Raw genomic sequence first — 12,633 nt, forward strand, 5'->3', positions numbered from 1 at the left:
GCCGATGGATACAGAAACTTTGTTAAGCTTTGAATGGGGAGTTATGGCACCAGAATTTATCATCCTCGGTGTTGCAACCCTTCTATCGTTAGTTGATTTATTTATGGGAAAAGACAAGGACCGGCGCCCACTTGGCTGGATTGGGATTATTGGAATCCTAGTTGCGATTGGGTTTACAGTCTCCTTAATTGGAAATGACGTTACGTCCATTTTGTACGATACATTTAGACTTGATTCATTTGCGATTGTATTTAAACTGATTTTATTAGTAGGAACAGGCCTTGTCATCTTGCTTGCTATGAGCTATGAGCCAAAAGATGGCATTGGTGGGTATCGCGGTGAGTTTTACTACTTACTTCTAGCAGCACTCTTGGGTACCATGATTATGACATCAAGTGCTGATTTGATTACATTATTTGTCGGATTGGAATTGCTTTCGATTTCATCTTATATTTTAGCTGGAATCCGAAAACGCAATAAGCTTTCTAATGAATCCGCGATGAAATACGTGATTAACGGTACGGTTTCAACCGCAATCTTTTTATTCGGTGTCAGTTATGTATATGGATTAACTGGAACCTCAAATTTAAAAGAAATTATGGCGGTGTTCGCAAGGCTTCAGGATCCACAGCATATTTATCTTGTCGCTCTCGCACTGTTTATGATTGTGGTCGGTTTATCCTTTAAAATCGCAGCTGCTCCATTCCATATGTGGGCACCTGATGTGTATCAAGGAGCACCAACACCTGTTACAGCCTTTTTAAGTGTTGTTTCAAAAACAGCGGGCTTTGTCATCATTTTGCGAATTGTGGTAACAGCCTTCATCCAAGTTCCGTCTGGCAATGAAGAAACGCAGTTTTTATTGTTCCACTTACAGGATCTGTTAGCGATCATTGCGGGAGCAACAATGATTATTGGTAACACCGTTGCTCTAAGACAACGAAATGTAAAGCGAATGATGGCCTATTCAAGTATTGCACACGCTGGATATTTATTAGTAGCATTTGTCGCTTTCTCCTATTTTATGATGGATGCGATTTGGTTCTATTTGGTGGCCTATCTGTTCATGAGTCTTGGATTCTTTGGGGTTCTTCAAGTCATTACGCAAAAATCCGACTCAGAGGACATTAGTCAATTTGCAGGACTGTATAAGCGCTCACCAGTTCTAGCTGTGGGACTTGGTGTGTTCATTCTTTCGTTAGCGGGTATTCCGGGAACAGCAGGTTTTATCGGAAAACTTAAGATTTTTATCGGAGCATTTGTCTCAAGTCCATCGCATTATGTGTTGGCATCGATTATGATTGCGACAACCGTTGTTTCGTATTTTTATTACTTTGGAATCCTTACCCAAATGTTCTTTAGGCCCGCAGAAGATGATAGCAAAATTAAACTGCCTTTAGGTGTGTTGATTGTTGTGATTGTTGCTATAGTCGGAACAATTGGATTCGGGATTTTTCCAAGAGTCGCCTTCGAATTCATTCAACAGTTCGGAAACTTTGGAGATTTTATCGGTTAAAAATGGGGCGACAGCTTTCGAAAAAGTTGTGCTAGTCCTTTTCAAACAAATAGGGGTGTATTTTACAGGGAGAGGTTTGGGGATGCCTCTCCCTTTTTGTATGCTTGTTTTTAGGGGACTTTCGTTATAATAGATGGTAAAATGGAGTGGTGTGATTTGGGTCTATATGAGGTCGGTCACAAAGACGTTGCCACAAGACGTGGTGTACGTAGTCTTTGATTCCGAAAGGAGTGGTTTTATGTTAGCTGGTTTTGGGTATCAAGCACTTATCAGTATTATTTCACATTTACTTTTTATAGCGGTTACGTGGTGGGCCTTGCAGAGCATTCGGTATGAGCATTTGGTAAAGCCAAATCATGTTTTCCAAGTGCGCGTTCTTCTGATCCTTGTGACGATTGCTATCGGATCTACGGTCAGCAATTTCTTCTTAGATTATCTCCTTTGGTCACAACAATTACCAACGATTCTCGACTAAACAGTATTATGCAGGAAGTTTATGTAAAGATAACTCTAACTAAAGTGATGGCATACGTTCTCCACTACTTTCCACGTATTCGCTAGTGGGGCACTGGTAAAAATGAAAGTAAGGAGAGGAAATCAGAGATAACCTTCTTGTTCAAGTAACGAATGACTTTTTTCAAAACATTTCTTAGTATGCTTAATACACCGAAAAAATACGGTGGATATTATTGGAATGACCCATTAGAAGGTAACGGTGATAATGCGAAGGAACCTTATGTTTAGAGTTGATGATTTTCAAAGGCTAATTCCCATAGGCAATATTTCCACAAATGATTGTCCTCTAGAATGTCATCAATTCCTATTTTAGGATAACTTTAAATGATATAAAGAAGAAGACAAACCCTCAAAAAAAAGACGTTCTTTTCGTATTATATGTACTATGTGAACTATGGAAAGTTTTCACTTAATAATATTCCTACGAATATTCAAATATTTGTCGACAATTATTGCGAAATTCCCACAAATTTCACTTGTGCCAATGTATCTCCGAGTGATATGATGTAAATTGGTTTTGTGTAAAAATTATACATGAAAAGATTTGGAATAAGCCGTGTTAGCGCGGTGATCATCCAATTTTTATGAAACGTCGTACAAGATGCACATACACCCAAAATAGAGACATTTGCCCGGTGGGTTGCATATACTACATCAGTGCGAACGAATTTTTCCACTAAAAGTAATGAATATGCAAAGATTGGGTTCTATAAACAACAGTCAAGATGGAACACCAATTGTTAAGAATGAATATGAATATATAGAAAATGGGACGCGGAGGGGAATACCTTGGAAAAAATCATCGTCCGCGGCGGTCATAGGTTAAACGGCACAGTCAAAGTAGAAGGCGCAAAGAACGCTGTTTTGCCAGTTATCGCTGCATCCTTATTAGCTAGTAATGGTAAAAGTGTAATAAATGAAGTACCCACGCTCTCAGATGTGTATACGATTAATGAGGTATTGCGCCATTTAAACGCAGAGGTTACATTTGCAAACAATCAAATCGTTGTCGATGCATCAAGAGAGCTAAAAACAGAAGCACCTTTTGAATATGTTCGAAAAATGCGCGCATCTGTACTTGTTATGGGATCATTGCTTGCCCGCAATGGTCACGCGAGAGTTGCTCTTCCTGGCGGCTGTGCAATAGGTTCAAGACCGATTGACCAGCATTTAAAAGGATTTGAAGCAATGGGTGCAGTTGTGAAGGTTGGAAATGGATATATTGATGCCGAAGTTAATGGAAGACTTCGCGGTGCAAAAGTATATATGGATTTCCCAAGCGTAGGAGCTACTGAAAACATTATGATGGCTGCTACACTTGCTGATGGAGTTTCTATCATTGAAAACTGTGCAAAAGAACCAGAGATTGTTGACCTTGCCAACTTCCTAAATGCAATGGGAGCCAAGGTAAGAGGTGCAGGCACTGGCACCATTCGAATTGAAGGTGTAGAAGAATTACGTGGAGCAACACATAATATAATCCCTGATCGTATTGAAGCAGGCACATTTATGGTGGCCGCTGCAATAACAGGTGGTAATGTGCTTGTTCGTGGTGCAGTACCCGAACACCTTAGTTCGCTAATTGCAAAAATGGAAGAAATGGGCGTTACCATCATTGAAGAACAAGATGGTTTACGTGTCATTGGACCAGATAGATTAAAAGCCGTCGATATTAAAACGATGCCACATCCTGGTTTTCCAACTGATATGCAATCACAAATGATGGCATTATTACTTCGTGCACAGGGTACAAGTATGATCACAGAAACTGTATTTGAAAATCGCTTCATGCACGTCGAAGAATTCCGACGCATGAACGGTGATATCAAAATTGAAGGCCGTTCTGTTATTATCAACGGAGAGTCTCAGCTTCAAGGAGCTGAAGTAGCCGCAACTGATTTACGAGCTGCTGCCGCACTTATTTTATCCGGATTGGTTGCAGATGGCTACACTCGTGTAACAGAACTGAAGCACTTAGACCGTGGTTATGTGAACTTCCACCAAAAGCTTGCGGCATTAGGTGCTGACATTGAACGTATAAATGAAGAAACAGAAAGCCTTGTGGAAGAAGTTAAAGTGAATTTTTGACTAACCGCAGGAAAGCTAGGGACATTACCCATACAAGGTAATATCTCTAGCTTTTTTATTTTTATACATTTAAATGTTTTCTTTTTTAAAAAGAGAAATGATATTTGCGATGATGAGAAGTACTAATATGACGCCTGTCGCGCGAGAGTCTGGATTATCAGTGATAAAAAAATTATAAACCGTAATTAACAAAGCAAGTGCAAGACATATTCTGCTTATCAAGTTTTTACTCATTTTTCTCGTTTCCCCTTTTATTTTAAAATGGACATACTAGGTAAATTATACTATTTTTGGTAGAAAATAGAATATGGCTTTTTTAATATTTTTGAGTCATAAATGCTTGTCCACCACCATAAATATTGATATATAGGTGCATGAACGAAATGCATTAATTTTAATGTGGAGGCTTGCATTCATGAAACAGATTAAACCCATCATTGTACTAGTTTCTGTCCTTTTTGTCTTGATTCTATTGATTCCATCGATGCTTGTCATTCCGTTCTCCGATAAGGATGCGGTAAAACTCGCAGAAGAACGACAATCGAATCCAGAACCGCCTCAAATTGCTTCGGGCCCGACAGTAGAGGTGGCGGTGCACCGCGTCAGTGCTCAAAAAATTGAAAATGTTCCGCTTGAGGATTATGTCGTAGGTGTCCTAGCTCAGGAAATGCCTGCAAATTTTGAATTAGAGGCATTAAAGGCTCAGGCATTGGCTGCAAGAACCTATGTGGTGCGTCATATGCTAAGTGAGGAAAAAATCGGTGTTCCAGATGGTGCTGATGTGTCAGATACGACGAACCATCAGGTATATAAAAACATCGAGGAATTAAAGGCGGAATGGAAAGGCGATTATGACTGGAAAATTAAAAAGATTACGCAAGCCGTGAAAGAAACACAGGGTCAAATTCTGACCTATGACGGTGCGCCAATTGATGCCCAATTTTTCTCAACGAGTAATGGCTACTCGGAAAATTCCCAGGATTACTATAGTAATGAATATCCCTATTTAAAAAGTGTCGAAAGTCCGTGGGATGTAAATACAGAGAAATTTTACGACCAAGTTCAAATGTCAGTTGCTGATTTTGAACAAAAGCTCGGGATTAAGATCGGCAGCGGAAATGATATTGGAAAAGTGACAGCGAGAACTAAGTCCAATCGTGTTGCAACGGTTGAGATTGGCGGAAAGAGTTTTACAGGTAGGGAAGTTCGTGAAACATTAGGACTGCGCTCGACGGATTTTACGTTGGAACGTCAGGGCAACCATGTTGTCATTAAGACGAAAGGCTACGGACACGGGGTTGGCATGAGTCAGTACGGCGCAGACGGAATGGCGAAGGAAGGAAAGAACTACAAGGAGATCGTGGCGTACTACTATCAGGGCGTGGAAATTACATCGACAGAGAACTTTTTAAATAAATTAACGGTGAAAAAGTAAAGGCAGAGGGATTAGTTCCCATCTGCCTTTTTGCTGTTCAGTCCTTCTATCCATTGAAGAAGGTTTTTGAATCGTGGTAGTTTTTCACCAAAATAGCTTACTTTTACAATTGTGAATAGGACAAGTACACCAATTGTGTCTTTAACAAGATCAATGACGGTCGCGGACCGATAAGGAACAAAATATTGGTGAAACTCATCAGAGAACCCATACGCGATGGAGAGAACCGCAGCTAGGATACTGGTTTTCGGCGTGAACTTTCCTAGGACGAGAAAAAACATAACCCATAGTCCGTAGAGAATCCCAAATTCAATTAGGTGGAGTGATTCTTTAAAAGCCTGATCCCACGAAAACGGCGTATTCACAATTGCGTCTGATGGAAGACTGGATAAAATGAAAATAATAATCATATATAAAAAAGGTGCGATTAATAGTAGAAGTCGTAAAAAAGCTTTCATGAATGAATGATTCTCCTTTTTAAAAATGTACTTACATAGTATAGCATTCATTGGAAGTGTGGGGGAGATGCTTTTAATGTGCTATTAAGATGTATGAGGATTGAACGTCGTCAGGGCGGTTGGAGAAAGAGGGAGATGCAAGGAAATTAATGGTGGTTTTCAGCTTTGGCGGGGTAATGAAGAGGAAAGTGGAAGGTGTGTTTGGGTTCGAATCCCTTTCATTGGGGTTATGAAGAGGAAAGTGGAAGGTGCGTTAGGGTTCGAATCCCTTTCATCGGGGTTATGAAGAGGAAAGTGAAGGGTGCGTTAGGGTTCGAATCCCTTTCATTGGGGTTATGAAAAGGAAATGTGGAAGGCGCGCTTGGTTCGAATCGACTACATTGAAGGGATGAAGTCCTGAAAGAGCGTCAGACAGTTTGAGAAAGGTCTTCATCGAGGTGATGAAGACCTGAATACAAGCCTGGGTAAAGTGAAAAGTCCTTCATCAGAGTGTGAAGCCGCGAGTGCGCGTCCGGCTGCGGAAATTCCTTGAGATGATGTCCCAAAAGCGCACTCACCCCTCTAATAAAGTCCTTCATCAACTCCGGAACCACAAGAACCGTCCCTTTGGCACCCCCTGTGGCTCCCACCGAACTCCGGGGACCAACGGAACCGTCCCCATGGCCCTCTTTTTAACAAAATTTTGGAATCTATGAATAATATTTTGGGGTTTGTCGAAAAATAATCGAAAAAAATTTTTTGAATATGTATATAATTCCGCGAATGTGTTCAGAATGGTTGCTGAGGTGATAAACATGAGAGAGGAAGAAAAGAAACGTACTTCTCAAAAATCAAGTTTACAACGCTTATTTAGAAAGCGTTGGGTATTTCCAGCAATCTACTTGGTAAGTGCAGCACTCATTCTAACCGCGGTTTTATGGTTCACAGGACAAAACGATGTAGCGAAGGATGATTTGAAATATGGTGAAAATCAACCGGGAACAGCTACAGGTGACGAGCCAAGCTTACCAGTAAACCAAGCGGCAGAAAACTTTAAGATGCCTGTCATTGACGAAGATGCCATTCAAGTCTTTAGGGAATTCTACGATGCAGAAGCTTCAGCAGAAAAGCAAGAAGCAGCTCTTGTAGTCTATAACAATATTTATTCCCCTAACAAAGGAATTGACATCGTTGCTAAAGACGGTAAGGCATTTGAAGTAGTTGCATCATTAGCTGGAACTGTAACACGTGCAGAAAAGGATCCACTACACGGAAATGTTGTGGAAATCGAGCACACTGACGGTGTGGTCACAATGTATCAATCACTTGCAGAGTTAAAAGTAGCAAAAGGTGACGTAGTTGAACAAGGTGAAGTCCTTGGAATGGCTGGCGAAAATCAATTTGACAAAGAGGCAGCAATTCACGTACACTTTGAAATCCGTAACAACGGAGTAGCAGTTAACCCAATTGAGTACTTTGGACAATCTGTAACGACGCTTGAAAATAGTGAGCAAGGTACAGAAGACAAAGAGGCTGCAAGTAAGGAAGAAGACAAGCAACCTGCAGAAGATAAGCAACCTAAAGAAGAAGAGAAACCAGAAGACAGTAAGAAACCAGCAGATGAAGAAGGCACTCCTGCTGACGATGAAGACTCAGATGAAGAGGAAAATGCAAACTCAACTGATGCTTCAATCGGCATGGCGAAAGCATAAGCCAGGAGAAACCGTAGTCTAGCTGTGGTGGCAACTTTAGCTAAAATTCAAACCGATTACTCTAACCGAGTAGTCGGTTTTTTTGATGGGACAAGGGGACAGTTCTAGGCCCTGTAAAACAGTGGTGGGACGATGGTCCCGCATTTTTTAATTTCCACTGAACTTTTTCTGAACCTCAAACGTATTATCTTCGGAAAAACATTTGAAAGGAACGTGATCCACCATGGCAGATATTAACTGGGCGCTTATCGCACCGATTATTGTGATTCAATTAATTTTAATGGTGACAGCTTTAATTGACCTTGCAAGAAGCGAAGGAACGAATGGACCAAAGATTTTATGGGTGTTTGTCATCATTTTAGTCAGCATGATTGGTCCGATTCTCTATTTTGTAATTGGAAGGAAGAGATAGGATGACGGAAACTCTAGTTTCAATCGAAAATTTAGTGAAGCGGTTTGGGAAGGAGCTAGCGGTGAATCATCTTTCTTTTGAGATTAAAAAGGGAAGTTGCACCGCCCTGCTTGGTCCAAATGGAGCGGGAAAAACAACCACACTCAGGATGCTAGCGGGACTCCTCCACCCGACCTCAGGAAAAATAGCATTTGATGGTATGGCAAATGGTGATCATCGTAAATACATTGGCTATCTGCCACAGCACCCGGTCTTTTACAACTGGATGTCGGCAAGTGAGTTTTTAGTGTATGTTGGAGAACTTGCACATTTATCAAAAAAAGAGTCCCATCAAAAAGCGGATGATTTACTAGAATTAGTAGGGCTCGCTGACGCAAAGAAAAAGAAGATCGGTGGATTTTCGGGTGGAATGAAGCAACGCCTAGGAATTGCCCAAGCGATGATTCATGAACCAAAGCTTGTCATGCTTGATGAACCTGTGTCCGCTCTTGACCCTGTCGGTCGCCGTGAGGTCATTGAAATGATGCGCGAATTGAAAAAGAAAACGACAATCCTATTTTCTACACATGTATTGCATGACGCAGAAGAGGTTTGTGATGATATTGTCATCATTCGTAAAGGTGAATTGGCATTAAGCGATTCATTAGCGGGTCTCCGAAAAAAGCATCAGCATGATGTAATCGTCATAGAAGCAGAAACAGATATTACGGGCTGGGCAAACGGCTTAACAGCGATAGAGTCGGTTCATGAAGTGACCGTAGACCGGACGACGGCCACAATTGTGGTCACACAGCTTGAAGCAGCGCGAAATGCTATTTTACAAGATATCTTGATTAAAAATATACCAGTTTCCACGTTTAAATTGGGGCAATCGTCGCTTGAAGATGTATTTATGAAGGTGGTGAAGTCATGAGGCAATGGATAGTATTGTTTAAAAAAGAATGGATTGAAATGACGCGGAATTTTAAAATTCTGTGGATTCCACTTGTGTTTATTTTATTAGGAATCATGCAACCGGTCACCTCGTATTATTTGCCGGAAATTATCAAAGCAGCGGGCGAATTGCCAGAGGGAGCAGTTTTTGAAATGCCAATCCCATCGCCTCAAGAGGTCATTGTGCAAACCTTTGGGCAGTATTCCCAGATTGGCATACTGGTGCTAGTGCTAGCGTTCATGGGAATTGTTGCGGCTGAGAAAAATAGCGGCGTGTCTGAAATCATTCTCGTAAAGCCCGTTTCGTTTGCTAATTACATTACAGCTAAATGGGCCAGTATTGTTTTAATGACAGTCGGTTCATTTTTAGTAGGAATCTTAGCGTCTTGGTATTATACCGGAGTATTAATTGGCGATATTGGATTCGGGGAATTAATGAAGGGTTCACTTGTTTATGGAACATGGCTTGTGTTCCTTGTGACGGTCACCCTTCTATTAAGCTCACTTTTTAAAAGTAATTTAATTGTGGCCTTTGTGTCATTATTAGTAGCGATTGGGCTGTCAGCTATCACTTCCTTATTATCAAAATGGATGACATGGAGCCCGGCAAGACTATCGACACACGCAAGCAAACTTCTATTAACAGGAAGCCCGGACAAACATTTTGCTCTATCATTGACGATATCAATTCTTCTAATTTTGATTCTGCTGATCAGTTCAATCTATCTTTTTGCTAAAAAAGAACGGGCATCATAATGAAACAGGGCATGGCCAATTGGCCATGCCTGTTATTTTACAATTACTTGTCCCGTCATTCCTTCTTTGGAATGATACCGACATATCAGTTCATATGTACCGGACATTTTTGGCTCCACAGTCACAATTTTCATTTGTTTAGGTTTGATTTCATAGTCAATTTTAAGCTTTTCCACTGTGAAGGTGTGTTCCTTAACGCCGTTGTTTTTCAACACCAACACGAATGGTTTGCCTTGGGGAATCGTGATTTCCTTCGGGTTAAAGTAGTTATCGTTTAACTCGACCTCAACTTTTATCGGCTGAGTTTGGGCAATTACACCTGTTGAACCAACTAAAAGCAACGTGAACACAGCACAAAATCCTATTAACCATTTAATCGCAGACATTTGAGAATCCCTCCTTTCTATTACTAGCATTTTCTAATTCGAAAAATATTATCAACAAGAAAAAATAGTGTCGGAAAATTTCCCGACACCATTATAATTTAAGACCAGTTCGACTTTTAAACCTTCTTAATAAAATATGACTTTCCACCCGTGTGATTCCGTCCAAACTGTAAAGCTCTTCGTTAATAAATTTTTCAAGCTTGGCGAAGTCCTCGACAAGGACGTGCATATGCAGGGTACTTGGTCCTGTCATTTGGTAGCAGCTTGCGACACTTGGGTTGTTCGCGAGTGTCTCCGCTACCCTTACAAGTGAAGCAGGTTCACAGTCCACTTCGAAAAAGGCAGACACTCCTTTACCCACTTTTTCAGAATTGATCACGACTGAAAATTTTTCAATCACGCCTTTTTCGATTAATTGATTGACGCGCTCGCGAATCGACACCCTTGATAGACCCAGCTCTTTTCCAATATCCACGTAGGACATTCTTCCATTTATCGTTAACAACTCAAGAATTTTTTTATCTGTTTCATCGATTTTCATTGAATCACCACTTTTCAACGGTTTACTTGCTTACATTTATTTTACCATCGGTTTGAGCAACACACAGCAACAAATTGGACATCCCTACAATGTGATTTACGGTCTAAACCCTATTTTTACGCATTTTTACTTATTTCATCAAAATTATAGAATATAATTTAAATTTCAATTATAATCATAATTATAAACAATAAATTCCGTTTGTTAATCAATTTGCGAAAAATAACTAACAATTGTCAAAAATGGGGTACATAGAAGGGGGATTTTAAAAATGAATTTGGATTATCTGAATTACCCGTATGCTTCACAACGAATGGCGACCTTTGCGAAGAATGGGATGGTGGCAACGTCCCAGCCATTAGCAGCCCAAGCAGGGTTAGACATTCTAAAAAAAGGCGGAAATGCGATTGATGCAGCCATCGCAACGGCGGCAACTTTAACCGTTGTAGAGCCGACCTCGAATGGGATCGGTGGGGATGCCTTTGCACTTGTATGGGTGAAGGGTGAACTGCATGGTCTAAACGCAAGTGGACCAGCGCCAAAAGGCATTTCAATTGATGCGGTGAAAGCAAAAGGTTACGAAGAAGTGCCGACATTTGGCTTATTACCAGTAACGGTGCCTGGCGTTCCTTCTGCATGGGCAGAACTGTCTCGACGTTTTGGAAAGCTTCCTTTAACGGAAGTTTTGAAGCCGGCTATCCAGTATGCCGAGGAAGGCTACCCATTATCACCTGTTCTAGCAAAATACTGGAAGGGTGCCTATAAAAAATACAAAGAAATATTCACTGCACCAGAATATAAAAGCTGGTTTGATACATTTGCACCGGAGGGACGTGCACCTGAAATTGGCGAGGTGTGGAAATCAAAAGGTCATGCAAATACTCTACGTTCTATTGCAGAAACCAATGCGGAAAGCTTTTATAGAGGCGAGTTAGCAGATAAAATCGATGCCTTCTTCAAGGAACATGGGGGCTTCCTTTCAAAAGAGGATCTAGCAGACTATAAGCCTGAGTGGGTGCAGCCAATTTCGGTGAACTACCGTGACTATGATGTATGGGAGATTCCGCCAAATGGTCAGGGAATTGTTGCGTTAATGGCGCTTAATATCCTAAACGGTTTTGACATCAAGGAAAAAGAAGCGGTTGATACCTATCATAAGCAAATTGAAGCTATGAAACTAGCCTTTTCAGATGGGAAAAAATATGTGACAGATCCTGAAAAAATGTCAGTGACGGCAGCGCAGCTTTTATCAGAAGAATTTGCGGCACAAAGACGAAGCCTGATTGGTGAAGAGGCACTAACACCAGAACCAGGAACACCACCACGTGGAGGCACTGTCTATTTAGCAGCTGCTGACTCGGAAGGAAACATGATTTCCTATATCCAAAGTAACTACATGGGCTTTGGCTCTGGAATCGTGATTCCGGGAACGGGGATTGCCTTACAAAACCGTGGTCATGATTTTTCATTAGACCCAACTCACGAAAATGCGCTAGAGCCAGGGAAAAAGACTTATCACACAATCATCCCTGGATTTTTAACAAAGGATGGGGAAGCGGTCGGTCCATTTGGTGTCATGGGTGGATACATGCAGCCACAAGGTCATGCGCAAGTGATCATGAATACAATTGATTTCCATTTGAACCCTCAGGCTGCTCTTGACTCACCAAGATGGCAATGGATTGAAGATAAAAAAGTAGTGGTGGAACCGAACTTCCCAACGCATGTTGCACAGGCACTTGCGAGACGTGGTCACCAAATTCAGGTGGCGCTGGATGGCGGCAGCTTTGGTCGCGGTCAAATCATTTGGAGAGACCCGAAGACAGGTGTTCTCTCAGGTGGTACGGAAGCAAGAACAGACGGTAGTATTGCATCTTGGTAATCGAAACGGAAATGGGTTG

General features: G+C 41.2%; 12 protein-coding genes. 9 read left to right on the forward strand and 3 right to left on the reverse strand.

Annotated elements, in window-relative coordinates:
* The first annotated feature begins 4 nt into the window (after positions 1–4).
* The 4 genes from nuoN to spoIID all read left to right on the forward strand — a co-directional run bounded on the left by nuoN (position 5) and on the right by spoIID (position 5,555).
* A complete protein-coding gene (gene nuoN, locus ABC371_RS06920; RefSeq protein WP_412896115.1) occupies positions 5–1,516 on the forward strand; it encodes an NADH-quinone oxidoreductase subunit NuoN in 1,512 nt (503 codons plus the stop codon).
* A gap of 238 nt (positions 1,517–1,754) precedes the next feature.
* Entirely contained in the window at positions 1,755–1,991 is a 237-nt protein-coding gene (locus ABC371_RS06925; protein WP_412896116.1) for a DUF1146 family protein, read from the forward strand.
* 830 nt (positions 1,992–2,821) lie between these two features.
* Positions 2,822–4,120: a UDP-N-acetylglucosamine 1-carboxyvinyltransferase gene (murA, locus tag ABC371_RS06930; protein ID WP_412896117.1), complete on the forward strand. Its 1,299-nt coding sequence runs from the start codon at positions 2,822–2,824 to the stop codon at positions 4,118–4,120.
* 415 nt (positions 4,121–4,535) lie between these two features.
* Positions 4,536–5,555 (forward strand): stage II sporulation protein D, encoded by a 1,020-nt coding sequence (gene spoIID, locus ABC371_RS06935; RefSeq protein ID WP_412896118.1) that lies wholly within the window; start codon positions 4,536–4,538, stop codon positions 5,553–5,555.
* Positions 5,556–5,566: 11 nt separating this feature from the next.
* Here the strand turns inward: spoIID and ABC371_RS06940 are convergent, their stop codons facing one another.
* Positions 5,567–6,013 carry a VanZ family protein gene (locus ABC371_RS06940; protein ID WP_412896119.1) on the reverse strand — a complete coding sequence of 149 codons (447 nt, stop codon included), beginning with the start codon at positions 6,011–6,013 and terminating at the stop codon, positions 5,567–5,569.
* 794 nt (positions 6,014–6,807) lie between these two features.
* Here ABC371_RS06940 and spoIIQ point away from each other — a divergent pair.
* From spoIIQ to ABC371_RS06960, 4 genes are all read left to right on the forward strand, one after another.
* Positions 6,808–7,704 carry a stage II sporulation protein SpoIIQ gene (gene spoIIQ, locus ABC371_RS06945; RefSeq protein WP_412896120.1) on the forward strand — a complete coding sequence of 299 codons (897 nt, stop codon included), beginning with the start codon at positions 6,808–6,810 and terminating at the stop codon, positions 7,702–7,704.
* Positions 7,705–7,927: 223 nt separating this feature from the next.
* The gene (locus ABC371_RS06950) at positions 7,928–8,116 is read left to right on the forward strand and encodes a PLDc N-terminal domain-containing protein (RefSeq protein ID WP_412896121.1); all 189 of its coding nucleotides are present in this window, start codon (positions 7,928–7,930) and stop codon (positions 8,114–8,116) included.
* A gap of 1 nt (position 8,117) precedes the next feature.
* Entirely contained in the window at positions 8,118–9,029 is a 912-nt protein-coding gene (locus ABC371_RS06955; protein ID WP_412896122.1) for an ABC transporter ATP-binding protein, read from the forward strand.
* Positions 9,026–9,805: an ABC transporter permease gene (locus tag ABC371_RS06960; RefSeq protein ID WP_412896123.1), complete on the forward strand. Its 780-nt coding sequence runs from the start codon at positions 9,026–9,028 to the stop codon at positions 9,803–9,805. The genes ABC371_RS06955 and ABC371_RS06960 overlap by 4 nt, the downstream gene beginning before the upstream one ends.
* A gap of 32 nt (positions 9,806–9,837) precedes the next feature.
* On the opposite strand, the gene ABC371_RS06965 is transcribed toward ABC371_RS06960, so the two are convergent.
* Together ABC371_RS06965 and ABC371_RS06970 are read right to left on the reverse strand one after the other, a co-directional pair.
* A complete protein-coding gene (locus ABC371_RS06965) occupies positions 9,838–10,191 on the reverse strand; it encodes a cupredoxin domain-containing protein (protein ID WP_412896124.1) in 354 nt (117 codons plus the stop codon).
* 91 nt (positions 10,192–10,282) lie between these two features.
* The gene (locus tag ABC371_RS06970; RefSeq protein ID WP_136381571.1) at positions 10,283–10,732 is read right to left on the reverse strand and encodes an Lrp/AsnC family transcriptional regulator; all 450 of its coding nucleotides are present in this window, start codon (positions 10,730–10,732) and stop codon (positions 10,283–10,285) included.
* Positions 10,733–11,003: 271 nt separating this feature from the next.
* Between ABC371_RS06970 and ABC371_RS06975 the strand changes: the two genes are divergently transcribed.
* Positions 11,004–12,614 (forward strand): gamma-glutamyltransferase family protein, encoded by a 1,611-nt coding sequence (locus tag ABC371_RS06975; protein WP_412896125.1) that lies wholly within the window; start codon positions 11,004–11,006, stop codon positions 12,612–12,614.
* Positions 12,615–12,633: the final 19 nt, after the last annotated feature.

Source organism: Bacillus jepli (assembly GCF_047238305.1).
Taxonomy (GTDB): Bacteria; Bacillota; Bacilli; order Bacillales; family Bacillaceae_L; genus Ferdinandcohnia.

Bases quoted from the DNA above. Each gene is read 5' to 3' on its own strand.
- nuoN (WP_412896115.1), top strand. From the start codon at position 5: ATGGATACAGAAACTTTGTTAAGCTTTGAATGGGGAGTTATGGCACCA.
- ABC371_RS06940 (WP_412896119.1), bottom strand. From the start codon at position 6,013: ATGAAAGCTTTTTTACGACTTCTACTATTAATCGCACCTTTTTTATAT.
- ABC371_RS06950 (WP_412896121.1), top strand. From the start codon at position 7,928: ATGGCAGATATTAACTGGGCGCTTATCGCACCGATTATTGTGATTCAA.
- spoIID (WP_412896118.1), top strand. From the start codon at position 4,536: ATGAAACAGATTAAACCCATCATTGTACTAGTTTCTGTCCTTTTTGTC.
- ABC371_RS06975 (WP_412896125.1), top strand. From the start codon at position 11,004: ATGAATTTGGATTATCTGAATTACCCGTATGCTTCACAACGAATGGCG.
- ABC371_RS06955 (WP_412896122.1), top strand. From the start codon at position 8,118: ATGACGGAAACTCTAGTTTCAATCGAAAATTTAGTGAAGCGGTTTGGG.
- ABC371_RS06970 (WP_136381571.1), bottom strand. From the start codon at position 10,732: ATGAAAATCGATGAAACAGATAAAAAAATTCTTGAGTTGTTAACGATA.
- ABC371_RS06965 (WP_412896124.1), bottom strand. From the start codon at position 10,191: ATGTCTGCGATTAAATGGTTAATAGGATTTTGTGCTGTGTTCACGTTG.
- spoIIQ (WP_412896120.1), top strand. From the start codon at position 6,808: ATGAGAGAGGAAGAAAAGAAACGTACTTCTCAAAAATCAAGTTTACAA.
- ABC371_RS06960 (WP_412896123.1), top strand. From the start codon at position 9,026: ATGAGGCAATGGATAGTATTGTTTAAAAAAGAATGGATTGAAATGACG.
- ABC371_RS06925 (WP_412896116.1), top strand. From the start codon at position 1,755: ATGTTAGCTGGTTTTGGGTATCAAGCACTTATCAGTATTATTTCACAT.